This window comes from Streptomyces sp. NPDC101110 (genome assembly GCF_044759525.1).
Classification (GTDB): domain Bacteria; phylum Actinomycetota; class Actinomycetes; order Streptomycetales; family Streptomycetaceae; genus Streptomyces.
The window spans coordinates 186,492-211,550 of record NZ_JBIVZM010000002.1 but is presented as its reverse complement, the minus strand read 5'-3'; the positions used below and the strand labels follow the sequence as shown (position 1 = coordinate 211,550).

The following is a 25,059-nucleotide window of genomic DNA, read 5'->3' as shown; positions in this document are numbered from 1 at the left end:
GTCGCTCAGTCCGGTGTGGTCGCCCGCGCGATGAGCAGGGCCACGTCGTCGAAGTTGTCCGGCTCGTGCAGGGTGCGCAGCAGCAGGTCGCAGACGTCCTCCAGCGGCAGGTCGGGCCCGTCGAGCAGGGACAGCAGCCTCTCGAGCCGTTCGTCGATCGGGTCGCGGCGGGTCTCGACGAGACCGTCGGTGTAGAACACCAGCCGGTCGCCGGGCTCGAGGTCGACGGTGGTCGTGGAGAAGGCGACACCGCCCACGCCGAGCGGCACCCCGGTCGGCAGACCGAGCAGCTCCGGCGGCCGGCCGGCCCGGACGCGCACTGGCGGCAGATGCCCGGCGTTGGCGATCCGGCACTGCCGCAGATGCGGGTCGTGGACGGCGTAGACACAGGTGGCGATGGCCTGCTCGAGACCCGCGGTGATCTTGTCGAGATGTTCCAGGAGCACGTTCGGTTCGAGACCGAGGGAGGCGAGGGTGTGGGTCGCCGTGCGCAGCCGCCCCATCGCCGCGGCCGCGGGGATGCCGCTGCCCATCACATCGCCCACGACGAGCGCCGTCCTGCCGCCGTCCAGTGGGATCACGTCGAACCAGTCGCCGCCCACCTCGCTGGTGGCGCCCGCCGGCTGGTACCGGGAGGCGACCTCCAGCCCGCCCGTCACCGGCGGATGAGTGGGCAGCAGACTGCGCTGCAGGGTCAGCGCGGTCTCACGGGCGCCCTGGTACCAGCGGGCGTTGTCGATCTGCACGGCGGCCCGGGCGGCCAGCTCGCGCGCCAGCAGCAGGTCGTCCTCGCTGAACGGCAGCGGATTGCGGGTGCGCTTGAGGTCCAGTGCGCCGAGCACCTCACCGCGCGCGATCAGCGGTACCGCCAGATAGGAGTGCACCCCGGCCCGGCCCAGCAGCTCGGCCGCCTCCGGGGAGCGGGCGATGTGCACCAGGTCCTCGTCCTTGACCTCCGGCAGCATCACCGGGCTCGCCGTGCGCACGCACTGCGTGACCAGCCGGTCGGGGGCGTACCGCGCCACGTGGCCGGGAGCGTCGGCCGCCTCCAGGGCCTCGGCGGAGTCGTACCCCTGGACCGCCAGCGCACGGATCACGGCCGACTCGGCGGGCCCCAGACTCGTGCGCCGGCCCTGCACCACCGCGTCCAGCAGATCGACCGCCGCGATGTCGGCGAGCTCCGGCACGGCCACGTCGGCCAGCTCGCGGGCCGTACGGTCCAGGTCCAGCGTGGTGCCGATCCGGCCCGAGGCGTCGGCGATCAGGGCCAGACGCCGGCGCGCCGCCTCCGCCTCGATGCCCGCCCGGTACTGCTCGGTGACGTCGACGATCGACACGGCGACGCCCAGTACGGTCCCGAAGGCGTTCTCCAGCCGGTACAGCGAGACCGACCAGGCGTGGTCGTGGTGGGGGTCGGCCGGGGTGCGGCCGATCGTGGACCGGTCGACGACCGGCGTGCCCGTCTCCAGCACTTGGCGCGTGGCGGCTTCCAGCGCGTCCACGTCCATCCCGGGCACCACCTCGCGCGGAGTGCGGCCCAGGTGCTCCTCCGCCGGTACCCCGTTGATCTCCTCCAGCGCCTTGTTGACCGAGACGTAGCGCAGCTCGGTGTCCAGCACGGCCAGCCCGCTCGGGGACTGCGCGATCATCCGCGTCGACAGCGCCACCTCGCGCTCCAGCCGGTGCACGGTCCGCTGGTCGGCGCACAGTCCCAGCGCGTAGACGTCGCCCTGGTCGTCCAGCAGCCGCATGTTGCGGAACTCCACGAGCCGGGTGGCGCCGTCCTTGCGGCGGATGGGGAAGGCTCCCGCCCAGCTCTGGCCGGTGCCCATGACGTCGGCGAACAACTTGACGACGAGGTCGACGTGTTCTTCGTGGACCATGATCCGGGCGGCGTACTGCCCGAGGGCCTCCCGCGCCTCGTACCCGAACAGTTCCTCGGCCTGCGGGCTCCACAGCACGATGCGGCCCTCGGCGTCCAGGACGACCGAGGCCACGCGCAGCACGTCGAGCAATCCGCTCGGGCGCGCCGATCCGCGCACCGGACCGTCGCCTGCGGATTCGGGAGACCCGGCTGCACTCATCCCACGCCCCGCCTTCGCCGTCCTCGCGGCACGCCGTCGTGTGCCGACACCCCATGTTCTACCGCGCGGAGCCGTTCCCGAAGGCCCCTTCCGTCACCTTCCACCATCTCCCAACACGGCCCGGACCGCCCCGCAAAATCCGTCACCCGGAGAAGGGCACCGCCGGTAGTGCTCGCCGGAAGGTGGTGCTTTGCTGGGGTAGGGGCGGATACGGCAGCGGGTTGTCACGTAAGGAGCGATCACGATGGTGATGAACCACGAGCGACCGCACCCCCACTCCGTCTCGGTGGAGATCAGCGGGTGCAGCAAGCACGACGCCCGGACCGTGTTCGACGCACTGTGCTCCTGCTTCGAGTCCGACCGGTGTGCCGACGACGTGCCGGAGGAACTGCACGAGACCCGCCCGACCGTGTGGCTCGGCACGTTCGACGTCGCCGACGAGCACGAGGGCGCGCGGCCGGTTCACCTGTCGTCCTCCGTCGACGCCGACCTGCACGGCGGCTACTGGGCGATCGAAAGGTTCCGCACCACCCTGGAATCGCTGTTCGACGTGCACGACCTGAGCACGGTCTCCGGCGACCAGGAGAAGGAGCTGCACGTGCGTCTGCAGAGCCGGTGACCGCCTCCTGGGTCGTGTCCGCCAAGCCCCGCCTGCCGCGCGGCGACTGGCACGACCTGGCGCCTCATCCCGTGAGAAGGCCGAGGACCGCCCGCCGGTAGACGGCGTGCACCACGGGCAGGTCGGCCAGGTGCACGAGTTCGTCCACGCCGTGCAGCCCCTCGTGGGGCAGGCCGAATCCGGCCGTCGCCGGGATGCCCTCGGCCGCCAGGAGATTGCCGATGTTCGACGGGCCCGCCGTCTTGGCCCGCACCCGCAGCCCCTGCCCGGCCGCCGCGTCCAGGAGCGCCGCGGCCGGCTGCTCGTCCGCGGCCAGCCGGTACGGCGGCCAGGACGCCACCGCGGTGACCTCGGTCGGCCGCGGGGCGGGCAGAGCCGCGTCCAGCCCTGCCGCCGCCGTACGCACCAGGTCCTCGGCGTCCCTGGCGCCGAACCCGGGTGTGGTGCGCACGTCGACGCCGATCTCGCACCGGCCGGGGACGGCGGAGAAACCCTCACCGCCGTGGCAGTAGGTCACCGTCAGCCTCGGCGGCAGCGGGAAGTCCCCGCGCGCCCCGGGGAGCGGGGACGCCTCCAGCAGCCGCACGAGATGCGCCGCCCGCGACACGGCACCCACCGCCGTCCGGCGCGCCCCGGAGTGCCCCGGCATGCCGTGCACGGCGATTCCGGCCCGCCAGAGCCCGCGTCCGCCGACCACGACCTCCTCCAGGCCCGGGTAGCCGATCATCACCCCGGCCGGGCGGGCCGCGTCCGGGTCGGTGAGGTAGGCCCGGGCGCCCCCGAAGCCGCCGGTGTGTTCGTCGGCGTCGAGCAGCACCGCGAGCCCGCCGCGCAGCTCGTCCGTCCGGCCGTGCAGCTCGGCCGCGATGCGGCAGAACAGCGCGGCGGCGAGCTTGGAGTCCGCGGCGCCCCGGCCGCGCAGCCGGCCGTCGACGACGTCCCCGGCGGCGGGCGGGAACGACCACGCCGTCTCGTCGCCGTACGGCGCGGTGTCCACGCAGGCGTCCAGCGCCCACCAGGGCCCGGGCCGTCCGCCGGCGATCTCCACCAGCAGCGCGACCGGGCTGCCCGTGTCGCCGTACAGACGGCGGTACGGCAGCCCGTGCCCGGAGAGCCAGTCCTCCAGGACCCCCAGGACGGGTGCGGGGTCGTCGAGCCCCGCCCGGCTCGGCCGGCGGATCAGCTCGCCCGCGAGGTCCACCACGTCGGTCAGCGGGTCAAGGTCCCTGGTCATGGCTCCACTGTGCCCTCCATCACCTTGTGCAACTAGTTGCATAAACGGTCGGTAGTCCTCTACAACTACAGGCACGACACCGCGCACGGAGGGCCCGATGAGCCGTTACCCGCACCTGCTGACCCCCCTCGACCTGGGCTTCACCACCCTGCCCAACCGGGTCCTCATGGGCTCCATGCACGTCGGCCTGGAGGAGGCCGAGGGCGGCTTCGCGCGCATGGCCGCCTTCTACGCCGCCCGCGCCCGTGGGGGAGTGGGCCTGATCGTCACCGGCGGTATAGCCCCCAACGACGAGGGACGGCCCTACGAGGGCGGCGCCAAGCTCACCACCGAGGAGGAGGCCGGGCAGCACCGGGTCATCACCGACGCCGTGCACCGCGAGGGCGGGCGGATCGCGATGCAGATCCTGCACTTCGGCCGGTACGCCTACCACAAGGACCTCGTCGCGCCGAGCCCGGTCCAGGCGCCGATCAGCCCCTTCCCGCCCCGCGAGCTCACCGACGCGGACATCGAGCGGACGATCGACGACTACGCCCGCGCCGCCCGCCTCGCCCGGCAGGCCGGCTACGACGGCGTCGAGATCATGGGCTCCGAGGGCTACCTCATCAACGAGTTCATCGCCCTGCAGACCAACCACCGCACCGACGGCTGGGGCGGCTCCTACGAGAACCGCATGCGCTTCCCGCTGGAGATCGTGCGCCGGGTGCGCGAGGCGGTCGGTGAGGACTTCATCGTCATCTACCGGCTGTCCATGCTCGACCTCGTCCCGGGCGGCTCGACGCTGGACGAGGTCGTCACCCTCGCCAAGGCCGTGGAGGCCGCCGGGGCGACGATCATCAACACCGGCATCGGCTGGCACGAGGCCCGCATCCCCACCATCGCGACCTCCGTGCCGCGCGGCGCGTACACCTGGGTGACCAAGCGGCTCATGGGCGAGGTGTCCGTCCCGCTCGTCACCACCAACCGCATCAACACCCCCGAACTCGCCGAGGAACTGCTCGCCGAGGGCGCCGCCGACATGGTGTCGATGGCCCGCCCGATGCTCGCCGACCCCGACTTCGTCACCAAGGCCGCGGCCGGGCGCCCCGAGGCGATCAACACCTGCATCGGCTGCAACCAGGCCTGCCTCGACCACACGTTCAGCGGCCTGATCACCTCCTGCCTGGTCAATCCGCGCGCCTGCCACGAGACGGAACTCGTGCTCTCCCCGACCCGGCTGCGCAAGCGCGTCGCGGTCGTCGGTGCCGGACCGGCCGGCCTCGCCTGCGCGGTCTCCGCCGCCGAACGCGGCCACGACGTGACGCTGTTCGACGCGGCGAGCGAGATCGGCGGCCAGCTCAACGTCGCCCGCAAGGTTCCCGGCAAGCAGGAGTTCGACGAGACGCTCCGCTACTTCCGCACCCAGCTCGACTGGCACGGCGTCGACGTCCGGCTCGACACGCCCGTCACGGCCGCGGACGTCGACGACTACGACGAGGTCGTCGTCGCCACCGGTGTCACCCCGCGCACCCCGGAGATCCCCGGTGCCGACCACCCGAGCGTCGTCGGCTACCTCGACGTCCTGCGCGACGGCGCACCCGTCGGCGACCGGGTCGCGATCCTCGGTGCGGGCGGCATCGGCTTCGACGTCGCCGAGTTCCTCACCGACGGCGGGGACAAGGCCCACGAGGACCCGGCGACCTACTTCCGCCAGTGGGGCGTCGACATGGACTACAGCGGCCCCGGAGGTCTCGCCGCGCCGGAGCGGCCCGCCCCGCCGCGCACCGTCCACCTGCTCCAGCGCAAGACCTCGAAGGTCGGCGCCGGCCTCGGCAAGACCACCGGCTGGATCCACCGCACCGAGCTCAAGCTCCGCGGCGTCACCATGGTCCCGGGCGTGCGCTACGACCGGATCGACGACGCCGGTCTGCACATCACCGTCGGTGAGGAGAGCACGGTCCTCGAGGTGGACACGATCGTGCTGTGCACGGGCCAGGAGCCGCGCCGGGGCCTGTACGAGGAACTGATCGCCGCCGGCCGGAGCGCGCACCTCATCGGCGGCGCCGACGTGGCCGCCGAGCTGGACGCCAAGCGCGCCATCAAGCAGGGAACGGAGCTCGCAGCCGCCCTGTAGTGCGGATACGCGTCCCTAGGATGAGGCCATGTCACTCCCGCACGCGATCCTCACCGCCCTGCTCGAGAAGCCGTCGTCGGGCCTGGAGCTGACCCGCCGGTTCGACCGGTCGATCGGCTACTTCTGGTCGGCGACGCACCAGCAGATCTATCGCGAGCTCGGGAAACTGGAGGCCGACGGCCTCATCAGGGCCCTGCCGTCCGAGCAGCCGGCCCGAGGGCAGAAGAAGGCCTACGAGGTCCTGCCCGCGGGCCGTGCCGAACTCGCCCGGTGGACCGCCGCCTCCCAGGACCCCCGGCCGCACCGCGACCCGCTGCTGCTGCGGCTCAGGGCGGCGGCCGTGGTCGGCACGGAGGGCCTGGAGGACGATCTGCGCCGCCACCTGGAGCTGCACGAGCGGCAGCTCGCGGAGTACGAGGAGATCGAGAAGCGCGACTTCCCGCCTGGCCGGGACGGCGCCGAGGTCCGGCTGCGGCACCTCGTGCTGCGGGCCGGGATCGACCTGGAGACCTTCTGGACCCGGTGGCTCAGGCAGGCCCTGGCGGACTTCGCCGAACTCCCTGACGAGGCAACCTGACCGATTGACCGATTGACCGGCTGACCGGCTCACCGGCTGACCGGTTGACCGGCTGAACCAGCTGTCCGGCCGGCCGACCCGGTCGGGGCATGACGTCGGCCCGCCCGCCCGGAGCGCTTCGGGGGAGCGGGCCGACGTACGTACCGGGTCAGAGCCGGTACGGCTTGTTGCGCCTGCGCAGGTACCAGGCCGTCCCCAGGAGGCCGGCCCCGACCAGCGCGCCGCCCGCCACCAGTGTGACGGTCCCGTAGTCCGTCGTGCTGCCGCCGACCCCGCCCATGACGCCACGGGACGGCGACGCGGAAGGGGACGCGGACCGCGAGGGGGAGGGGGCGGTGGAGACCACGACGGACTGCGTGCCCGCGGTGGTGCCGTCCGAGCAGACGACGATGACCGTGTACGTGCCCGGGGAGACGTTCGACCAGGCCGCCGACTGACTCGCGGACGTCCCCGACAGCGTCACCTGGCGGCCCTGGGCGAAGCTGCCCTGGCTGCTGGTGAGGAGCGAGGCGGTGCCCCAGCTGCCGTTGATCTGGGTGCACGAGCTGGTCGTGACCGACACCGTGGAGCCCGTCGTGCTGACGGAGATGCCCGGGCCCGCGACGGCGGGTACCGCGGCCAGGGCGAGGGGCAGCGCGGCGACTGCCACGGTCAGGCCGGAGCGGAGAACTGACGATGAGTTGCGCATGTGGACTGCCCTCCGGCGGCACGGTCGGCGGTACATCCCTTGCGCCGCCGAGGGTCGGGGAACGCCCGTGCTGCCTCGGGGTCAGCCAAAGCGACCACGGCCCCGGCCGCACTTCGAGCGCCCCCGTGCAGGTGACGGCCACCTCCTGCCGGCCGATGACCGCCGATGACATGGAGCCGTCAGCTCCCCGTCGTCACCACGCGCTCCGCGGAGAGACCTCCCCAGGTGCCGTCCGGCAGCATCGCCCGGACGCGGACCCGGTGCGTGACACCGGCCGTGCGCCCCACGTAGAAGCTGTACGTCGCCCGCTCGCGCGGGGCGCTGCCGCCGTACACGAGGGACGTCGCCGCCCGGCCGTCGAGCTGGATCCGGTACTCGGTCACCTCACCGTCCACCCGGGGCGGCACCCAGCTCAGGTCGAGATGGTAGGCCCCGTCCTCGCGGTGGCTCGTCGCCCGGAACTCCGTGGGGGCGGTGGCGCGGCCGTCGTCGGTGCCCGCGGTGGTGAGGTGGACGGCGGGCCCGGCGGGGGAGACGTTCCCGGCCGCGTCCCTGGCCCGGACGGTGAACGCGTAGCGCGTGCCGGGCCGCAGCCCCGTCAGTACGGCGGCCGTCTGCTGCCCGCCCACACTGTGGATCTTCGTGTCACCCTGATGGATGTCGTACGACGCCACCCCCCGGTCGTCCGTCGAGGCGGACCAGGACAGCTGGACCGTTCGGCTCCCCGCCGCCCGCCCCTTTGACGACGACGGCCGGCTCGGTGCGGAGCGGTCGTCCGCGACGGCCGGGGACGTCCTGGCCCGCACCTCGCGGCTGGGCGGCCCGATCCGCCCACCGGCGTCCCGCGCACGCACGGAGAAGACGTACGGCGTGGCGGGACGAAGGCCGGTGACATCCACCATGTGCTGCGAACCCGCTACCTCCTCGACCTTCGTGGCGCCCCGGTACACCTCGTAGGCCTCGGCCAGGGCGACCGTGTTCCACATGACGTGCACGCTCCTCGCGCTGCCCGCCACCGCGGTGACACCCGTCGGCGCGCCGGGCACACGGCCGCCGTCACCCTCCTGCGCCCCGGCCCCGCCGCAGGCCGTCACCAGCGTGAGGGTTCCGCAGACCGCCAGGCGGCGGAGGAGGAACGAGGGAGTGGGACGTCCTCGCACGGCACTGCCTCCCGGGGGTGGTCGGCCGACAGAGACACCGGAATGGTCCGTACCAATATGACGGCCTTGGCGGGAGCACATCAAGAGGGCATCCGGGTGAACCGGCATGACCCTGACCGGATCGGCGTCAGCCCCGGCTGTGCCCGACCGCCCGGGAGTGCTGTGCATGCTGGGGGTGACACGGCCGAACCCCCCCTGTACAGCGGGTGATTGGGACCCGTCACCCGGACCGCTGTCATGACGGTTCCCGCCCGGGGCCGTGGGGTCGGGGCGGCCGGATCCTTACGCGGACTCAGGTCTCCGGCCCCCGTCGGACGTTGGAGGCATGCACCGTCCGGCCCCCCAGCGGTAGCCGGGTGATCACCCGGGGGACAGATTGGGCTGAGTGCCCGTCAGGTCCCCAGCGAGAGGCTCCCGTATCGTGCGTGTCCATTCGCTCACTCTGGCCGCCGCCAGTGCCGCCCTGCTCGCCTCGACGACGCCCCACGCCGCCCACCCCCGGCCCGCGGCATGGCGCGAGAGCACGGTGAGCGCCGCCGACCTGCTGGCCCAGGTGCGCGACTGCGACCCCGTCTCCCGCGGCCGCTACCGCAGCGACGCCGGCGCTTCCGCCAAGATCCCGGTCTGCGGCACCCGCGACGTCGTGTTCTGGAAGGCCGACATGGACATCGACTGCGACGGCCGGCCGGGGCCGCGCTGCAACTCCCGGACCGACCCGTACTTCGCGGCGAGCACGGCCTACCCCCAGTCGGACGGCCGCCCGTTGAGCGCCGAACGCCTGCCCTTCGTCGTCGTACCCGCCCCGAGCGCCCGTTGGGACTACCGGGCCCACGGCATCGGCGGCGGCTCGCTCGTGGCCGTCGTGTACCGCGACCGCGTGCAGTACGCGGTGGTGGGCGACGCGGGCCCGCAGGACGTCATCGGGGAGGCTTCCTACGCGACCGCCAAGGCCCTCGGCATCCGCGCCGACCCGCACGGCGGCGGCGCACCCTCCGGAGTCACCTACATCGCCTTCAAGAACACCAAGGTGTCGCCCATCGAGGACCACACCGCCGCCGTGGCAAAGGGGGAGCGGGTCGCGAAGCAGTTCGTCGCCGGGAAACGGGCGAACGAAGGCGGAACATCTGACGACACCTCACCGGCGGGCCTGCGGCAGGGCGGACCGCCGACGGGCTCGGGGGCGGGTGCACCGCTCGCGGGTCTGTGGCCGGGCGGATCTCCGGTGGGCCCGTGGCCGGGTGCACCGCTCGCGGGCCGGCGACCGGGCGGATCTCCGGCGGGCCCGCGGTGGCCCGGGCATCTCACGGGCGGGCCTGTTGCCGGCCCTGCGGCCGGGCGCGCCACGGGCGGCCCCGGGGTCGGGTGCGTCACCGGCAGACCTGCGGCCGGGCCCGGCACCGCCCGGGTGTGCCCGGCCGCATCCGCCGCTCACACCTTCCGGTAGGTGTACGCCTCCGTGGCGGCCGCCTCCACCGCCGCCAGGTCCGCCCCCGTGGACGCCGTGACGACCGCGGCCACGGCACCCTCCAGGAAGGGCGCGTCCACCAGGCGTGTGCGCTCGGGGAGTTCGTCGCCCTCCGCGAGCAGCGCCTTCACCGTGAGCACCGCGCTGCCCAGGTCGGTCAGGACGGCCACACCGGCACCGCGGTCGACGGAAGCGGCCGCCGCGGCGATCAGTTCGGAGCTGGTGCCCAGTCCGCCGCCCTCGGTGCCGCCCGCCGGAGCGACCTGCACCGCCGGAGCGCCACCGGCCAGGCCTTTCGCCAGCTCGGCGACCGAAGCGGCCACCTCCGCGCTGTGCGACACCAGTACGATCCCCACCAGCTGCTCGTCACTCACCGGCGGCCTCCACGAGGCCGGCGATCAGCAGGGCCGCCGACGTGGCCCCGGGGTCCTGGTGGCCGATGCTGCGCTCGCCCACATAGCTCGCCCGGCCCTTGCGCGCCTGCAGGGGCGTCGTCGCCACGGCGCCCTCCTCCGCGGCGGTCCGGGCCGCGGTGAACGAGTCGCCGAGCGCGTCCACCGCGGGCACCAACGCGTCGATCATGGTCGCGTCACCCGGGGCGGCGCCGCCGAGCGTCATGACCGCGTCCACTCCCGCCCGCAAGGCCTCGGCCAGCTGCTCCGCACTGACCTCGCCGGCATCGCCCAGGGCCTTGCCGGTACGGCGCAGCAGCGTGCCGTACAGCGGTCCCGCGGCGCCGCCGACCGTCGAGATCAACTGGCGTCCGGCGAGGGTCAGCACCCCGCCGGGCGTGCCGGGGGGCTCCTTCTCCAGGGCGGCCGCGACGGCCCTGAACCCGCGCTGGAGGTTGGTGCCGTGATCGGCGTCCCCGATGGGGGAGTCGAGGGCGGTGAGCCGTTCCGCCTCGCGGTCGACGGACGCGGCGGTCACCGTCATCCAGCGGCGGAAGAATGCGGCGTCGAGCACTGGGTCTCCTTGCCTGGTAGGTACGTGGTGATCCTCTGCCCTGTGCGCGTCACATGCCCCAGCGCAGACCCGGGGTACTCACCGGCGCGTCGTACAACCGCAGCAGTTCCTCGTCGACCTGGCACAGGGTGAGCGAGGCGCCCGCCATGTCCAGGGAGGTGACGTAGTTGCCGACGAGGACGCGGGCCACGGGGACGCCGCGCTGCGCGAGCACCCGGTGCACCTCGGCGTTGAAGCCGTACAGCTCCAGCAGCGGCGTCGCGCCCATGCCGTTGACCAGGACCAGCACCGGATTGCGCGGTTGGAGGTCCTCCACCACCGCTTCCACGGCGGCCTCGGCGATCTCCCCGGAGGTCATCATGGCGCGCCGCTCCCGGCCTGGTTCGCCGTGGATGCCGATGCCCAACTCCAGCTCACCGGGCGGCAGATCGAAGGTCGGGCTGCCCTTGGCCGGGGTGCTGCAGGCGCTCAGCGCGATCCCGAAACTGCGGGAGCTCTCGTTGACCTGCCGGGCGATGGCCTCGACCCGCTCCAGGGGCATGCCCTCGGCTGCGGCGGCGCCCGCGATCTTCTCCACGAACAGGGTCGCGCCGGTCCCGCGCCGGCCCGCCGTGTACAGACTGTCGGTCACCGCCACGTCGTCGTTGACCAGCACCTTCGCCACCTGGATGCCCTCGTCCTCGGCCATCTCGGCGGCCATGTCGAAGTTGAGCACGTCACCGGTGTAGTTCTTCACGATGAACAGCACGCCGGCGCCGCTGTCGACGGCGGCGGCCGCGCGCAGCATCTGGTCGGGCACGGGGGAGGTGAACACCTCGCCCGGGCAGGCCGCCGACAGCATGCCGGGACCCACGAAACCCCCGTGCAACGGCTCGTGCCCCGAGCCTCCGCCCGACACCAGCCCCACCTGTCCGGCGACGGGAGCGTCCCGCCGCACGATCACCCGGTTCTCCACGTCCACGGTCAGCTCCGGGTGGGCAGCCGCCAGACCGCGCAGTGCATCCGCGACCACGTTCTCCGGGACGTTGATCAGCATCTTCACGGGTACCTCCTAGACAACCTAGTAGATGAGCCCTCGAACTCCAGCTTCGCAGCCCAGATGACGTTTGACCAGTTGTCGATCTTGGCTGCTCCCCGTCGGTCCGCGGCGGGCGGTGGTGCAGTCACCGAGGCCGTCGGCCGCATCAAGGACCTCGTAGATCAGGGAGGCCCGGCGCACCGGGGCCGGGGCCGTCCGCGTCCTTCACGGGTGCGGTCGGCCCCGGCCCGCGGGGCGTTGCGGTGCGAGAGCAGGGAGTCCGGGAAGCGCCCGAACCGCCGGGATCAGTAGCCGTGGATCATCTTGTAGGCGACCTCGGGGAGGAACTGCCCGGCCGTGGAGCCGCCTCCCACACCGCAGTTGCCGTCGGACTCCCCGGGAACCTTGATCCACAACAGCATTTCGGCGCCTCCGCCCAGCCGCGTGGGCGTGCCGATACGGCGGCCCGCCGGGTTGCACCACTGGCCGTTCGAGCCGTTGCCGTTGCGGCTGGTGTCCACGACGAACGGCTTGGTGTAGCCGTAACGGGCGCCGAGTTCCCTGTTGACGGCGTCGCCGTAGGCCTTGTTCTCCGCCGTGGTGAGGTAGTTGGAGACGTTGAGCGAGAAGCCGTGAGCCTGCCGGACACCGGCTTCGTGGAGCCGCCGGGCCATGGTCGCCGCGTCCGTCCAGGCCGGGTTGCCGGCGTCGAGGTAGACCCAGGTGTTGGGTGCCCGGCGGCTGAACTCGGTGAGCGCACCGGTCAGCATGCTCTCGCGTTCGTCGATCTGCGCCTGGCTCATGCAGCCGTAGTCCCCGAGGGAGTCCGGTTCGAGGACGACGACCGCCGGGCGGCCACCGATCCCGCCCGCGAACTGGGCGATCCAGCTCGCGTAGGCGGACGGCGAGGAGGCTCCGCCCGCGGAGTGCCCGCCGCAGTAGTCACGGTTGTAGATGTTGTAGGCGACGAGGAGGGGCAGCTTGTCGCGGGCGTCGGCGGCGCCCGTGTAGGCGCCGGTGGCGGTGCCGATGCCGCCGCTCCAGGAGCCGAACCAGCGGGCCGTCGGCGTCTGGGCGATGGCGGCGTTGATCGCGGGGGCCCGGCCGTCGCCGGGGTTGGCGGCGACCCACCGTTTCGCGCTGGAGTCGGGGTCCACGTAGAACCCGTTGGTCATGGTCGTCGGGTCGGCCGCCTGAGCGGCCGGGGCGGCGGCGAGCGCCAGCGGCAGTGAGGAGAGCGCTGCCACCAGGGCGAGGAGACTGCGGCGCATGACGGTACCTCGGTTTCCGGCAGGGAGCGTGCGGAGGTCGGCGGCGAGCCGGGGAGGGGGAGCGCTCCCATGAGGCGGCGCTCCCCACGGCTCGGCCGGTCAGCAGGACGAGTTCGTCTGGGCGAGCAGGGCGAGCCGCCACGGGAGCAGGTTGTAGTCGCCGCCCGCGTTGGGGTTCATGCCTTGGTAGAGGTACTGGAACCGGCAGGCGGGGATGGTCAGCGTCTGGTCGTAGCCGGCCCGGATCATCTCGCCGTGGCTGATGTCCCGCGTCCAGGCGCCCGCCGGGAAGGAGACGTTGCCGGCCCGTGCGAAGGGGTTGCTCTCGGACGCGGCCAGAGGCGTCCAGGAGCCGGCCAGGCTGCCCGAGGTCCAGGACCGGAAGTAGCGCCGGCCGTCCGATCCGATGGCTTCGACCAGTAGCAGGTACTGGTTACTGCCCTGCACCTTGTACACGTTGCTCGCCTCGAACAGCGCGTACTTGGAGTCCTGGGCCGCGATGACGGTGTTGGTGAACCCGTTCGGGAACTGACCGGTGGTCGTCTGCGAGCGGTACAGGTGTCCGTTGTCGTCGGAGGAGAACAGGTAGCAGTTGCCGCTGTCGCAGATCACCCACATGTCGACCCAGTGGCCGTTGCCGATGTTCTGCCTGATGATGTCCGGCATCGACGAGTAGAAGTTGCGCGGCGCGCTCCATCCGTTCGGGTTGCTGATGTCGGGGTTGGTGGAGTACGACGCGTTGCCGGTCTGGTACACGAGGTACCACAGGCGTTGCGGCGCGTAGTAGAACACCTGCGGCGCGGCCCGGTAGCCGCGGCCGATGGCGGTGCGGTCGAGGTAGTGGTGCGTGGCCGAGCCGGCCTGGGACCAGTCGCTGAAGTTCAGGTAGACCAGGTTGTAGCCGGAGGAACCGGCGGTGCTGGCGAACACGTGGTACTTGCCGTTGTACTGCACGACCGTGGGGTCCTTGATCCCGGCGATGTTGTGGGCCGAGTCGGACTTCGGCGAGATCAGCGGGCCGCTCGAACTCCACGAGTAGCGGTTGGGCAGTGCGGTGACCTCGGCGGCGCCGCGTGCGCCGGCGGGCGTGCCGACGGTGACCGGATTCCTGCCGCGGAACGCCGCGGGCGTGCCGACGGTGACCGGATTCCTGCCGCTGGCCGCTGCGGGCGTGCCGCCCATCGTCGTCAGGGTCGCGTTGTAGGCCGGCTTCTTGTTGCCGTTGCGGTCGAAGAGCAGCGGGTTCTCGCCGCTGCGCCAGGAGTCGCTGTCGCGGATGCCCCAGACCGTGATGCCGGTGCAGCGCGCGACGTTCATGCAGGCCCGTACCGTGTTCGCGTAAGCCGTCGTCGATGCCTGCGCGATGTCCAGCTCGGTGATCTGGACGTCCACCCCGAGGGCGGCGAAGCTCGACAGCGTCGTCTGGAAGCTGCCGGGCGGGCCGCCGGCACCGAAGTGGGCCTGGAGGCCGACGCAGTCGATGGGCACCCCGCGCGCCTTGAAGTCGCGCACCATGCGGTAGACGCCCTGGGTCTTGGCGTCGTTCCAGTTCTCGATGTTGTAGTCGTTGTAGCAGAGCTTGGCCGCCGGGTCCGCCGATCGTGCCGTGCGGAAGGCCTGCTCGACGAAGCCGGTGCCCAGCACGTCCCGGAAGACCGAGCTGCGCATCTGGCCGCTGCCGCCGTCGGCGAAGGCCTCGTTGACCACGTCCCAGGAGTGGATGCGGCCCTTGTAGCGGTTCATCACGGTGGTGATGTGGTGGTTCATCACCCCGCGCAGTGTGTTCGCGTCCCTGATGGAGCCGACCCAGCCGGGCAGTTGGGAGTGCCAGACCAGTGTGTGTCCGCGCAGGCGCTGGCCGCGGGCCTGTGCGCGCTGGGCGATCTGGTCGGCGCGGGCGAAGGTGAACGAGCCGCGGGAGGGTTCGGTCGCGTCCCACTTCATCTCGTTCTCGGGAGTGACCGAGTTGAACTCGCGGTCCAGGATGCCGGTGTACGTACCGTCGCCGAGCCGTCCGGCGGCCACGGCGGTGCCGAAGTACCGCCCTGACTGGGCCGCCTGGGCGCCCAGGGTGGAGGCCTGCACGGCGTCGGGCGCACCGGTCGCCGTCCCCGGTGTCACCAGGACCGTCGCGGCCAGCAGGCCGAGGACCGCGGCACGGCGACCGCCGAGCCGTTTCAGTGGGTTCATGGTTCTCCTCGTGGAGGGTGGGGGGTCGCGCAGTGCGATCGGTCGCCTCCGGGGGCGCGGCCGGCTCGATCCGTGTGCGTGCCGCGGACCGAGCCGCCGAGCGGCTGCATGGCGTGGTGAAGAAGAGCGAACGGTTGGCCCATGACCCTGGAGGTGCCTTGCCTCGTACAGGTGGAGCACTACGCCTGTTCGGTATGTCGAATGCTCATCGACATGTCGAGCACCCTGGATGATAGGAGGCCCGCCGGTCACGTCAATCCCTCTCGCATTATTCGATTTCATTACCGAAACATTCGATGGGCCGGGTGCCAAATTGCCGCTGGTCAGTCGCTTGCCGTATGCGGATGCTCGTACTGTTGACATGCTCCGGCCTCCGTCTACCATCTCTGGCAACGCGAGTTTCGGAATGGCGTACGAAATTTCGAACTGGTCAGGCTGTCATGTACGTGGCATACCTGATCGCCGCCCATGTGACGCCGGCGACACCGAGCCACCATCCCGGGCCCGCAACGGGCAGTCCCACCAGAAATGGAGCCGCGCGTGAACCGCGGTTCCGGTAGGGGAGTTTCACGATGACGAGGACCGGATCCCTCTTATGGAGCGCCGTGCTGGCGGTGCTGGTCGTCCTGAGCACGGGAGGCACGGTGCTGGGCCACGGCCGGGGCGGGGGCACCCCGCTCACGGCGTCCACGGCCGCCGCCCCGAGCTCGGGGTGTGGCAAGGCCCCCACCCTGACGAGCGGAACGCACACGATCCGCAGCGGCGGCAAGAACCGGACCTTCATCCTGCGCGTCCCCGACGGCTACGACCGCAACCGTGCGCACCGGCTGGTCATCGGCTTCCACTGGCTGGGCGGCACCTCCACCGACGTCGCCACCGGCCGCACGGTGGAAACGGGCTCCTGGGCCTACTACGGACTCCAGCGCCTGGCGAACAACAGCACCGTCTTCCTGGCGCCCCAGGGCCTCAACAACGGCTGGGCCAACAGCGGCGGAGAGGACGTCACGTTCGTCGACGACATGCTCAAGCGCGTCGAGACGGACCTGTGCGTCGAGACGACACAGCGCTTCGCTCTCGGGTTCAGTTACGGAGGCGCCATGTCGTACGCCCTCGCGTGCTCCCGCGCGACGGTCTTCCGCGCGGTCGCGGTGCAGAGCGGCGGGCAGCTCAGCGGATGCAGCGACGGTACCCGGCCGATCGCCTACCTGGGAATGCACGGCCTCAGGGACAACGTCCTCGGTATCGCCGGCGGACGCGCGATGCGGGACAGGTTCGTCAGGAACAACGGCTGCACTCCCCAGAACCCGCCCGAGCCGGCGCAGGGCAGCCTGACGCACCGGGTCACCACCTACTCGGGCTGCTCGACCGGGCATCCGGTCGCCTGGGCCGCGTTCGACGAAGGGCACATCGCGGCACCGCAGGACGGGGCACCCGGGGACAGCGGCAGGAGCTGGCTGCCGGGAGAGGTCTGGAAGTTCTTCACGCAGTTCCGGAGCTGAACGCCTCCCCCGGCAGCACCATCGCTCCGCCGATCCGCCGGGGGATTCGGCGACCCGGCTCGCGGCGCGCCCTCCCGCCGGGTCAGCCGCGGCGCGCGAGGATGCTCGACACGTTGGCCAGCACCACCGCCGCGATTCCGGCCCACTCGGCCCGTCCGAGGTGCTGGCCGAGGCCCAGCAGGCCCACCACCGCGGCGAGGACGGGGTTGACGCTCATGAACAGCCCGAAGGCCTGAGCCGGTACGGTGCGCAGCGTGAACAGGTCCGCCAGGTACGGCACGGCGGACGACAGGACCCCCGCGGCGACGGCACAGCCGACGGCCTGCGCGGTCGGCGGCTGGCGGACGACGAGGACGGCACCGACGGGCAGGAACATCAGGGCCGACAGCCCCGCCGCCGCCGCTGAACCCTGCGCACCCGGGATGCGCTGTCCGACCGTGCGGTTGAGCAGGATGTACGACGCCCAGCACGCGGCGGCCAGCAGGCCCAGCCCCATGCCCGCGTAGTCGGCGGACGGCTGAGGCCGCATCAGAACGGCCACCCCCGCCGCCGCCGTCACCGCGCAGCACGCGTCCACCCGGCGCCGCGCGGCGGCGAGCGCGATGGTGAGCGGGCCGAGGAACTCCAGTGTCACGGCGAGGCCGAGACCGATGCGTTCGACGGCGCTGTACAAGGACAGGTTCATCGTCCCGAAGACGACGGCCAGCGACAGGACCGGCCACCACTGCCGCCGGGTGAAGGACCGCAGCCGGGGCGGGCTCACCGCGCACAGCACGGCGGCGGCCACGTACTGACGGACCGCGACGACGCCGACCGGCCCGATGACGGGGAAGGCGAGGGAGCCGATCGCCGCGCCCGTCTGGTTGGACAGTCCGCTGCCCACCATCGTGGCCACGCCGGCGAGACGGTGCGGGCCATGCACGGCGGCCTTCGCCGCAGCCGGGAGCGCGGGCGCGGCGGGAGGGCCGGACGCGGCGGCGGAGGCGGCAGGGGCGGAGGGGGCGGGGCCGGAAGCGGCAGAGGCGGCTCGCATGCGCTGATCGTGCGACGAGCCGGTCCTTGCGCCAAATGCGTCCCGAGTTCGATCTATACGATGCAGTCATGGATGTGGAGTTCCGGCAGTTGCGCTGTCTCGTCGCGATCATCGACGAGGGCACGTTCACGGACGCGGCCAACGCGCTGGGCGTCTCCCAGGCGGCGGTCTCCCGAACCCTCGCCTCGCTCGAACGGGCCCTGGGTGCCAAGCTGTTGCGCCGCACCTCCCGGGAGGTCACCCCAACCACGACCGGGCTGCGGGTGGCGGCCCGGGCCCGCAGGGTGCTCGGGGAGGCCGACGACCTGGTCCGGGAGGCCACGTCGGGTCACGCAGTCCTGCGCATCGGCTACGCCTGGTCGGCGCTGGGCCGCCATACTTCGGCCTTTCAGCGCCGCTGGGCTCTGGACCGTCCGGAGACCGAACTGCACCTGGTCCGCGTCAACTCGGCCACGGCCGGCCTGGCCGAGGGGGCATGCGACCTGGCCGTGCTGCGCAGACCCACGGAGGACCGGCGGCTCGACTCGGCCATCGTGGGACTGGAACGACGCATGGTCGCCCTGTCCGCCGACGACCCCTTGGCCGGACGCCGCTCGGTACGGCTCGCCGACCTGAGCGGACGCACCCTGCTGATCGACCGCCGGACCGGCACCACCACCCCCGACCTGTGGCCACCCCACTCCCGCCCGGCGACCGAGGAGACGCACGACGTCGACGACTGGCTCACGGTCATCGCCACCGGCCGCTGCGTCGGCATGACCGCGCAGTCCACCGCCCACCAGTACCGGCGCCCCGGTGTCGTCTACCGCCCCGTACGCGATGCCGAACCCATCGCCGTACGCCTCGCGTGGTGGCACGACGAGCCCCACCCGGCCACGCAGTCGGCGATCGAACTCCTCACCGCTCTGTACCGCAACGATTGAGCGTCCCCCTGCGGAAACCCGGCCGGGAGGGCCCGGCCGTGATGAGAGAGTCGACATCATGTCCACCTCAACGCCGGTCCGCCCGCTCCGCCTCGTCGCCGTGACTCTCGCCGTCGTTGCGGCTGTCGGGGCCTGCGGTGACCTCCACGCCCCGGACTCCCGGACCGGGGCGGCCCCCTCTCCGCCGGGCGCCTCCTCCCCGTCGGGCACCTCCTCGCCCAGCACGCCCGGAGCGTCGCCCTACGTGGAGCCCGGCGCCGGCGACGGTGCCCCGCACTACGGTGAGAACAACGCCTACCGCCGAGAGGGCGACATGGCCCCGGCCCATGCGAAGGACGCCGAGCGGGAGGCCGCCCGCATCCGGCCGGTGATCGAGCGGCTGTGGAAGCAGCGGAAGTGGGACCCCGCGGTCGTACGGACGGCACTGCTCCGGCTGGGCTACGAGGAGGAGCGCGTCACGCAGGACGGCAGACGCCTCGGCGGCACGCTCACCGTCACGCAGATGTCGCCGCGCTGGAAGGACGACGGCTACGTCACGCCCGAGGGGACGCGGCTCGCCCTGCGCGTGCGCGACCACGCCTGCGTGTCGGGCTTCGTGCAGAAGTCGAACGTCGAGGTGCGGGTCAACGGTCCCTACCCGGAGACCGGCTGTCTGGAGCCGCCCTACGGCCACTGAAGCCACCAGTCCGTGCGGGGTGAGCGCCGGCGTCAGCGTGTAGGCGGCACCGCATGACCGGGCGGCATCGCGGCAGGGGCTGGTAGCCGGAGCCGCCGGGCCGCAGCGACGGCCGGGGGAAGGTCCTGGCCCGGGCGGCGAGCGCCGTCCGCCGCCCGGGCCGCCGTGGGCTCCGGCGGCGTGCTGTCACGGCTCTGGCCCGCGTAAGCGGTTGCTGTATCTGTGTCATGTTTTGTCCCGGCCGGAGCGCGGCACTCGGGAGTCCACGAGCGTGCCCCGAGAGGTGGCCTCCGCTGCGTGAGGTGCGCCCGGAGCGCGCCGGAATCCGGCCGGCCGCCGGGCGGAACAAAAGGATGGTCGATGACGACGATCGGCGTGGAAGAGGAGTACCTGCTGCTCGACCCGGTCACGGGCCTGCCGGTACCTCAGGCGGACAAGGTGCGCGCGGCGGCGGGTGTGGGGCATCTCGTGGCCGACCAGGAGGTGCAGTACGAACTGCTCCAGGCCCAGGTCGAGGTGGCCACACCGGTCTGCGACACCCTGGAGGAGGTCGGAGGCCATCTCCTGCGGCTGCGGCACGCCGTCGGCGTGGCCGCCGAGGAGCACGGCTGCAGGATCGGGGTGTGCGGCACCCCGCCGGTGCGGCACGGCCGCCCCATCGCCGTGACCGACCAGGCCCGCTACCGTGCCATGGTCACGCAGGCCCCCCAGCTGGTGGCGGAACAACTGGTCAACGGCACGCACGTGCACGTCGGCGTGCCCGACCGGGAAGCGGGTGTGCAGGTCCTGAACCGGATCCGTTCCCGGCTGCCGACACTGACGGCCATGGCCGCGAACTCCCCGCTCTGGGACGGCCACGACACGGGCTTCGCCAGCTGGCGCACCGTGATCTTCAGCCGGTGGCCGGTCAGCGGCATGCCCCCGCACTTCCAGGACGCCTCCGACTACGACCGGCGGGTGGACCGGCTGCTGGAGTCCGGCCTGATCTCCGACACCGGTCAGCTCTACTGGCAGGCCCGCCTCTCGGCCACGTATCCCACGGTCGAGGTGCGGTGCCTGGACGTCCAGCTGCGCGCCGACGAGGCGGTCATGCTCGCCGCGATCGTCCGGGCCCTCGTGGAGACCGCGCTGGCGGAAGCGACCGCCGGCGTGGAGCTGCCCGACAGCCCGCCGGAGCTGTTGCAGGCCGCCATGTGGCACGCCGCCCGGCACGGGCTCGGCGACACCCTGGTCGACCCGGGCGGCGCACCTCACCGGGCCGGCGATGTGCTCTACGAGTTCCTGCGGCACGTCGCACCCGCCCTCGACGCGTCCGGCGACTCCCGGCAGGTCACGTCCCTGGTCCACCGGCTGCTCCAGGACGGGACCGGCGCCGACCGGCAGCGCGCCGCCCTGGCCCACGGGGGTCTGCGCGCGGTCACCGAGCTGATCAGCGCCCAGAGCACGATGCCGTGAGGCCCCGGAACCGCTTCTCGTCGCCACGGCCGGTCGGCGTCAGGGGGCGGGCCGGGCTGCGGGATCCCCGGCGCGCCGGTCGTACGCCGGATGGTAGGCGGTGATGTCGTAGCGGGCCTCGTCGTCGACCGCGTTCTCCTGCCGGTCGAGGACGATGCGTACGGGGTGCCCGTCGGCCGCGTACCGCGCCTCGGCCCTGTCCGCGTCGTCCCGGCGCGCCTGCTCCAGTTCGGCGAGGAGTTCGCCGAGCGTGGGCACGGTGCCGGGTGCGCTCTCGACCACCCTGCGCGCGGAGTCGTCCAGGCCCACCGCCTTCACCACGGTGCCCTCGCGGACCGAGATCCGGAAGGTGCCGAGCAGGCTCCGTTCCCCCTCGCTCGACCGGAGCGTGTAGGTGTAGGAGGCGGGCTCCTGCCAGCCGCCCCGGATGCGACCCGGTGCGTTCTCCGCCTCAGGTGACGTCGGCGTCGTGGTGCCGCAGGAGGCGAGCACGCCGGCGACGCCTCCGATCAGCACGGCAGCGGAGACGGCTCGGGCGGCGCGGGGCACGGCGGTCATGACGGAGGTCCCTTCGACGGCGGATACCGCTATGACGCCGCCCACCGGCGCAACGTTCGGCGGCCCTTCGTCGGTCTTCGCGTGGTCAGACGGGGAGGACGAACGGGGGGTGCGCACCATTGAGGAAGTAGTCCCCTACGTCCCGGAGCCGGTCGCCGACGGGTTCGTACAGGGTGTGCGTCCGGGCGTTGCGCCAGAACCGGTCGAAGCCGAGCCGCGCGGAGGCGGAACGGGCGCCGATGATGTCCAGGGCCCGGGCGGTGGACTCCTGGGCGGCCCTGGACGCGGCGGCTTCGGCCATGGCCACCAGGACGGAGATCTCCGCGTGGTCCTCGTAGGTGAGGTCCTCGCCGTGGGCCAGCCCGCCCTGCACGGCCCGGCGCGCCTCGTCGGCGAGTGCGGACGCCGAGCGGGTGAGCACGGTGAGCTCGCCGTACGCCGTCAGCACCTGTGGATCCTGCGGAGAGCCGACGGGCCAGTCGGGGTGCCGGCGCGAGTGGCCGGTCCTGCTGTACTCCCGGGCCTCGGCGAGCACACCCTCCGCCATGCCGAGCCGGAGCTGCGCCGACAGCAGCCGGCCGACCGGTGACACCAGGGCCGTCAGCGGCGACAGGACGTCCTCGTCCGCCGCGAGGGACCCCAGCACGTCGTCGGCGGGGACCGGCACCGCGTCGAACTCCACGCTGCCGCCGGCCGCCAGGCGCTGGCCGAAGGGATCGGCGTCACCGTCGACGGCCACGCCCGGGAGGGCGGGATCGACCACGACGGCGACGGGCTCGCCGGTGCCGGCCCGCACCGCGCGGACGGCGAGGCGGTCGGCGACCAGAACCCCGGCGGCGTAGCTCTGCCGGCCGTTCAGTACGTATCCCCGTGTGTGCCGCGTGAGGGTCAGCTCCGGTTCCTGGCGGGCCAGGCCGCCGCCCCAGCACCACCCCTCCGCCGTGGATCGCCGCTCCAGCCGGGCACCGAGGGCCGGGCGGGCGAGGAACCGGGCGCTCCACGACATGAAGTAGTGACAGCCGAGGAGCTGGCCGATGGCGCCGTCGGCCGCCGCGATCTCCCGGACCACCGCGTACGCCCGGGACCAGTCCGCGCCGCCGCCTCCGAGTTCGGCGGGGACGAGCAGGAGCAGCAGCCCCGACTCACGCAGCCGCGACACCTCGTCGAAGGGGGGCTTGCCCGCCTGGTCCCGGGCGACCGCGTCCGTGGCCAGGTCCTCCGCCGTCTCGCGGGCCACCCGCAGCCAGTGCCCGCTGCCGGACCCGGGGCGTTCGAACTCCATGGCGGGGCCGGACTGCGCCGGGGCAACGCCCATGGCGGGAATCTCCTCAAGTTCGTGTGCAGAGCGGGGAGTTGTGCCTCACGGACGGGAAGGTGCGGGGACCATGCGCATCATCCTGCGCAAGAGCACAACGCCCCGTCAATACTTTCCTAGTAATTCGATAGGGAAAGTAGGGAACATGGGAAACGGCGGTTCGGGGCGGACCGGAGCCGCGGTGCCGGACCGGATGGCCGACACACACGCCGTCGCCGGATGCGGTCACGAACCGACCGCGTCCCGTGCGACCGTGAGCGCGCAAGCCGCCCGGACACCTGGACCACGGGTCGGCCCACGACCCGAAGGCCGAGGTGCTGCCGATGAGCGTTCTCGACGCCCGCGCGCTCAACCGCGCCACCCTGGCACGGCAGTTGCTCCTCGAGCGTGCCGACCTGCCGGTCCTCGACGCCGTCGGCCACCTGTGCGGCCTGCAGGCGCAGGAGCCGCAGGAGCCCTTCGCCGGGCTCTGGTCGCGGCTGCGGGCCTTCGACCCGGCGGAGCTGTCCGGCCTGCTGACCGGGCGGCGGGTCGTGCGCACCCACCTCATGCGCCGCACCGTCCATCTCGTGACCGCCGACGACGTCGTGGCCTGGCGCTCCCGCCACGACGGCATGCTCCGTCAACGGGTCCTCGGCGTCCACCGGCGCGAGCTCGCCGGGATCGATCTCGGTGCGCTCGCGGCGGCGGGGCGCGCGGTCATGGCCGACGGCGAAGCCCGCTCCATGCCCGAACTCGCCCGGGCCGTCGCCGAACACCTGCCCGCCGCGGAGCCGCGTCCTCTGGGCGAGATGCTGGTCGCCGCCCTCCTGCCCACGGTCCAGGTGCCGCCGCGCGGCCTGTGGCGCACCACCGGCGGAGCGCGCTACGCGCAGCTCCCCTCCTGGCTCGGGCGCGAGATCGACCCGCTCTCCCCGGACGTCTCCGACCCCGTGGGCCAAGCGCTGGTACGGCGTTACCTGACCGCGTTCGGCCCCGCCGCCCCCGCCGACCTGCGTGCCTGGTGCGGGCTTGCCGGACTGCCCGCCGCGGTCTCCGCCCTCCGCGGCGAACTGGTCGCCTTCCGCGACGAACGGGGCCGCGAACTGCTCGACCTCCCCGACGCACCCCGCCCCCACCCCGACACCCCGGCACCGGTGAGGTTCCTGCCCGCGTTCGACAACGCGATCCTGGGCTACCACGACCGCAGCCGGATCATCGACGACACACACCGCCCGTTGTCCGTCGCCGGTGCCCGGGTGGTCCTGGTCGACGGGCGGGTCGCCGCGACCTGGACCGTCGAGGCGGACACGGTGCTCGTCACCCCGCTGCGCCGCTTCTCCCGGGCCGACCGCACGGCTGTCGCCGAGGAAGGACGGGCGATGGCCTGCTTCCTCTCCGACGACCGGAGCGACCGGGTACGCGTCGCGGCCTCACCCGGCTGAACCACGCCCCCGTCCTCCGGGACGGGACGCCCGCAGTGATCGGCGGGCGTTCCGGGCCGACAGGCGCACACTGGAAGGGTGCTGCCGGTGCTCACGAGGGGGTGTCGGCCGATGGAAGCGTCAGAACGCGTGACCGTGCGGTGGTGGCGGTGGCGACGCAACGCGCTCCGACGGCGCGTCGACGTCGTCGAGGCCTGGGTCGTGCTCGCCGGCTGGCTGCTCGCCCTGCTGGGCGGGCTGCTCGCGGGGCTGCTGGCGGCGGGCACGGTCGAGCAGGCCGTCGAACGGCAGCGGGCCGAGAGCCGCCAGGTCCGGGCCGTGCTCGTCGAGGACGCACCCGGCCCGTCACAGACCCGAACGGCGAGCGACCACCGGGTGTGGGGCAAGGTGCGGTGGACCGCGCCCGACGGTTCGACCCACCGGGAGGAGGCCCGGGTACCTGCGAGAGCACCCGCCGGGAGCACCCTCCCCGTGTGGGTGAACCGCAGCGGTGACCTCACGAGCCCACCCGTGTCCGGCGGCGAGGCCTGGCTGCACACCGCCATGGGCGGCGCGCTCGCGGGGATCTTCACCGGCGGTGCGGCACTGGGAGCCACCTGGCTGATCCGGATGGTCCTCGACCGGCGCCGCATGAAGCAGTGGGACGCGGAGTGGGAGCGGATCGACACGCGCAGGGGCTGGAAGACGGGCTGAAACGGGCACCCCTCGGCTGTTCCGCCGACGCTCACCGGCCGGCGTTCGCGGCCGCTCCGTCCAGCGGGCGGTCAAGGGGGACGAAGAGGACCAGGATC

General features: G+C 72.7%; 21 protein-coding genes and 1 pseudogene. 10 read left to right on the top strand and 12 right to left on the bottom strand.

Annotated features, from left to right (window positions below; all coding sequences use genetic code 11):
• Positions 1-5 precede the first annotated feature (5 nt).
• A complete protein-coding gene (locus ACIQU3_RS04320; RefSeq protein ID WP_403727817.1) occupies positions 6-2,084 on the bottom strand; it encodes a SpoIIE family protein phosphatase in 2,079 nt (692 codons plus the stop codon).
• 250 nt (positions 2,085-2,334) lie between these two features.
• Between ACIQU3_RS04320 and ACIQU3_RS04315 the strand changes: the two genes are divergently transcribed.
• Positions 2,335-2,703 (top strand): hypothetical protein, encoded by a 369-nt coding sequence (locus ACIQU3_RS04315; RefSeq protein WP_403727819.1) that lies wholly within the window; start codon positions 2,335-2,337, stop codon positions 2,701-2,703.
• A 64-nt stretch (positions 2,704-2,767) separates the two neighbouring features.
• On the opposite strand, the gene ACIQU3_RS04310 is transcribed toward ACIQU3_RS04315, so the two are convergent.
• Complete coding sequence (locus ACIQU3_RS04310) at positions 2,768-3,937, bottom strand: M20 family metallopeptidase (RefSeq protein ID WP_403727821.1); 1,170 nt, start codon at positions 3,935-3,937, stop codon at positions 2,768-2,770.
• Positions 3,938-4,034: 97 nt separating this feature from the next.
• On the opposite strand from ACIQU3_RS04310, the gene ACIQU3_RS04305 reads away from it, so the two are divergent.
• Together ACIQU3_RS04305 and ACIQU3_RS04300 are read left to right on the top strand one after the other, a co-directional pair.
• Positions 4,035-6,050 (top strand): FAD-dependent oxidoreductase, encoded by a 2,016-nt coding sequence (locus tag ACIQU3_RS04305; RefSeq protein WP_403727823.1) that lies wholly within the window; start codon positions 4,035-4,037, stop codon positions 6,048-6,050.
• Positions 6,051-6,078: 28 nt separating this feature from the next.
• Complete coding sequence (locus ACIQU3_RS04300) at positions 6,079-6,627, top strand: PadR family transcriptional regulator (protein ID WP_403727825.1); 549 nt, start codon at positions 6,079-6,081, stop codon at positions 6,625-6,627.
• A gap of 148 nt (positions 6,628-6,775) precedes the next feature.
• On the opposite strand, the gene ACIQU3_RS04295 is transcribed toward ACIQU3_RS04300, so the two are convergent.
• Both ACIQU3_RS04295 and ACIQU3_RS04290 read right to left on the bottom strand, forming a co-directional pair.
• Positions 6,776-7,315 (bottom strand): hypothetical protein, encoded by a 540-nt coding sequence (locus ACIQU3_RS04295; RefSeq protein WP_403727827.1) that lies wholly within the window; start codon positions 7,313-7,315, stop codon positions 6,776-6,778.
• 179 nt (positions 7,316-7,494) lie between these two features.
• A complete protein-coding gene (locus ACIQU3_RS04290) occupies positions 7,495-8,475 on the bottom strand; it encodes a fibronectin type III domain-containing protein (RefSeq protein WP_403727829.1) in 981 nt (326 codons plus the stop codon).
• A 421-nt stretch (positions 8,476-8,896) separates the two neighbouring features.
• Here ACIQU3_RS04290 and ACIQU3_RS04285 point away from each other — a divergent pair.
• Positions 8,897-9,577 (top strand): annotated as a pseudogene (locus ACIQU3_RS04285) (glycoside hydrolase family 75 protein); the annotation flags it as partial.
• A gap of 326 nt (positions 9,578-9,903) precedes the next feature.
• Here ACIQU3_RS04285 and ACIQU3_RS04280 read toward each other — a convergent pair.
• The 5 genes from ACIQU3_RS04280 to ACIQU3_RS04260 all read right to left on the bottom strand — a co-directional run bounded on the left by ACIQU3_RS04280 (position 9,904) and on the right by ACIQU3_RS04260 (position 15,385).
• The gene (locus ACIQU3_RS04280) at positions 9,904-10,314 is read right to left on the bottom strand and encodes a PTS-dependent dihydroxyacetone kinase phosphotransferase subunit DhaM (RefSeq protein ID WP_403727831.1); all 411 of its coding nucleotides are present in this window, start codon (positions 10,312-10,314) and stop codon (positions 9,904-9,906) included.
• Positions 10,307-10,906: a dihydroxyacetone kinase subunit DhaL gene (dhaL, locus tag ACIQU3_RS04275; RefSeq protein ID WP_403727835.1), complete on the bottom strand. Its 600-nt coding sequence runs from the start codon at positions 10,904-10,906 to the stop codon at positions 10,307-10,309. The genes ACIQU3_RS04280 and dhaL overlap by 8 nt, the downstream gene beginning before the upstream one ends.
• 49 nt (positions 10,907-10,955) lie before the next feature.
• Entirely contained in the window at positions 10,956-11,948 is a 993-nt protein-coding gene (gene dhaK, locus ACIQU3_RS04270; RefSeq protein ID WP_403727839.1) for a dihydroxyacetone kinase subunit DhaK, read from the bottom strand.
• 281 nt (positions 11,949-12,229) lie between these two features.
• Entirely contained in the window at positions 12,230-13,195 is a 966-nt protein-coding gene (locus tag ACIQU3_RS04265; protein ID WP_403923305.1) for a glycoside hydrolase family 6 protein, read from the bottom strand.
• 99 nt (positions 13,196-13,294) lie between these two features.
• The gene (locus ACIQU3_RS04260; protein WP_403923303.1) at positions 13,295-15,385 is read right to left on the bottom strand and encodes a non-reducing end alpha-L-arabinofuranosidase family hydrolase; all 2,091 of its coding nucleotides are present in this window, start codon (positions 15,383-15,385) and stop codon (positions 13,295-13,297) included.
• Between the two features lie 572 nt (positions 15,386-15,957).
• Between ACIQU3_RS04260 and ACIQU3_RS04255 the strand changes: the two genes are divergently transcribed.
• Entirely contained in the window at positions 15,958-16,884 is a 927-nt protein-coding gene (locus ACIQU3_RS04255; RefSeq protein ID WP_403923301.1) for an alpha/beta hydrolase family esterase, read from the top strand.
• An 82-nt stretch (positions 16,885-16,966) separates the two neighbouring features.
• Here the strand turns inward: ACIQU3_RS04255 and ACIQU3_RS04250 are convergent, their stop codons facing one another.
• Positions 16,967-17,779 carry an EamA family transporter gene (locus ACIQU3_RS04250; protein ID WP_403923555.1) on the bottom strand — a complete coding sequence of 271 codons (813 nt, stop codon included), beginning with the start codon at positions 17,777-17,779 and terminating at the stop codon, positions 16,967-16,969.
• A gap of 206 nt (positions 17,780-17,985) precedes the next feature.
• On the opposite strand from ACIQU3_RS04250, the gene ACIQU3_RS04245 reads away from it, so the two are divergent.
• The 3 genes from ACIQU3_RS04245 (at position 17,986) to ACIQU3_RS04235 (ending at position 20,971) form a co-directional block, all read left to right on the top strand.
• Positions 17,986-18,840: a LysR family transcriptional regulator gene (locus ACIQU3_RS04245; RefSeq protein ID WP_403923299.1), complete on the top strand. Its 855-nt coding sequence runs from the start codon at positions 17,986-17,988 to the stop codon at positions 18,838-18,840.
• Positions 18,841-18,898: 58 nt separating this feature from the next.
• Positions 18,899-19,516, top strand: coding sequence for a hypothetical protein (locus ACIQU3_RS04240; RefSeq protein WP_403923297.1), 618 nt, complete (start codon positions 18,899-18,901; stop codon positions 19,514-19,516).
• A gap of 360 nt (positions 19,517-19,876) precedes the next feature.
• Entirely contained in the window at positions 19,877-20,971 is a 1,095-nt protein-coding gene (locus ACIQU3_RS04235; protein ID WP_403727854.1) for a glutamate--cysteine ligase, read from the top strand.
• 39 nt (positions 20,972-21,010) lie between these two features.
• Here ACIQU3_RS04235 and ACIQU3_RS04230 read toward each other — a convergent pair whose 3' ends face one another.
• The gene (locus ACIQU3_RS04230) at positions 21,011-21,529 is read right to left on the bottom strand and encodes a DUF6174 domain-containing protein (protein ID WP_403727856.1); all 519 of its coding nucleotides are present in this window, start codon (positions 21,527-21,529) and stop codon (positions 21,011-21,013) included.
• Between the two features lie 85 nt (positions 21,530-21,614).
• On the bottom strand, positions 21,615-22,844 hold the full coding sequence (locus tag ACIQU3_RS04225; protein ID WP_403923295.1) for an acyl-CoA dehydrogenase family protein: 1,230 nt from the start codon (positions 22,842-22,844) through the stop codon (positions 21,615-21,617).
• A gap of 323 nt (positions 22,845-23,167) precedes the next feature.
• Here ACIQU3_RS04225 and ACIQU3_RS04220 point away from each other — a divergent pair, with 323 nt between their 5' ends.
• Both ACIQU3_RS04220 and ACIQU3_RS04215 read left to right on the top strand, forming a co-directional pair.
• Positions 23,168-24,268 (top strand): winged helix DNA-binding domain-containing protein, encoded by a 1,101-nt coding sequence (locus ACIQU3_RS04220; protein ID WP_403923294.1) that lies wholly within the window; start codon positions 23,168-23,170, stop codon positions 24,266-24,268.
• A 111-nt stretch (positions 24,269-24,379) separates the two neighbouring features.
• A complete protein-coding gene (locus ACIQU3_RS04215; protein ID WP_403727861.1) occupies positions 24,380-24,961 on the top strand; it encodes a hypothetical protein in 582 nt (193 codons plus the stop codon).
• Positions 24,962-25,059: the final 98 nt, after the last annotated feature.

Excerpts from the sequence above, each read along its gene's own strand:
- ACIQU3_RS04240 (WP_403923297.1), top strand. The coding sequence starts at position 18,899 with ATGTCCACCTCAACGCCGGTCCGCCCGCTCCGCCTCGTCGCCGTGACT.
- ACIQU3_RS04220 (WP_403923294.1), top strand. The coding sequence starts at position 23,168 with ATGAGCGTTCTCGACGCCCGCGCGCTCAACCGCGCCACCCTGGCACGG.
- ACIQU3_RS04310 (WP_403727821.1), bottom strand. The coding sequence starts at position 3,937 with ATGACCAGGGACCTTGACCCGCTGACCGACGTGGTGGACCTCGCGGGC.
- ACIQU3_RS04215 (WP_403727861.1), top strand. The coding sequence starts at position 24,380 with ATGGAAGCGTCAGAACGCGTGACCGTGCGGTGGTGGCGGTGGCGACGC.
- ACIQU3_RS04230 (WP_403727856.1), bottom strand. The coding sequence starts at position 21,529 with ATGACCGCCGTGCCCCGCGCCGCCCGAGCCGTCTCCGCTGCCGTGCTG.
- ACIQU3_RS04255 (WP_403923301.1), top strand. The coding sequence starts at position 15,958 with ATGACGAGGACCGGATCCCTCTTATGGAGCGCCGTGCTGGCGGTGCTG.
- ACIQU3_RS04265 (WP_403923305.1), bottom strand. The coding sequence starts at position 13,195 with ATGCGCCGCAGTCTCCTCGCCCTGGTGGCAGCGCTCTCCTCACTGCCG.
- ACIQU3_RS04320 (WP_403727817.1), bottom strand. The coding sequence starts at position 2,084 with ATGAGTGCAGCCGGGTCTCCCGAATCCGCAGGCGACGGTCCGGTGCGC.
- ACIQU3_RS04305 (WP_403727823.1), top strand. The coding sequence starts at position 4,035 with ATGAGCCGTTACCCGCACCTGCTGACCCCCCTCGACCTGGGCTTCACC.
- ACIQU3_RS04245 (WP_403923299.1), top strand. The coding sequence starts at position 17,986 with ATGGATGTGGAGTTCCGGCAGTTGCGCTGTCTCGTCGCGATCATCGAC.
- ACIQU3_RS04235 (WP_403727854.1), top strand. The coding sequence starts at position 19,877 with ATGACGACGATCGGCGTGGAAGAGGAGTACCTGCTGCTCGACCCGGTC.
- ACIQU3_RS04315 (WP_403727819.1), top strand. The coding sequence starts at position 2,335 with ATGAACCACGAGCGACCGCACCCCCACTCCGTCTCGGTGGAGATCAGC.
- ACIQU3_RS04300 (WP_403727825.1), top strand. The coding sequence starts at position 6,079 with ATGTCACTCCCGCACGCGATCCTCACCGCCCTGCTCGAGAAGCCGTCG.
- ACIQU3_RS04225 (WP_403923295.1), bottom strand. The coding sequence starts at position 22,844 with ATGGGCGTTGCCCCGGCGCAGTCCGGCCCCGCCATGGAGTTCGAACGC.
- ACIQU3_RS04295 (WP_403727827.1), bottom strand. The coding sequence starts at position 7,315 with ATGCGCAACTCATCGTCAGTTCTCCGCTCCGGCCTGACCGTGGCAGTC.
- ACIQU3_RS04260 (WP_403923303.1), bottom strand. The coding sequence starts at position 15,385 with ATGAACCCACTGAAACGGCTCGGCGGTCGCCGTGCCGCGGTCCTCGGC.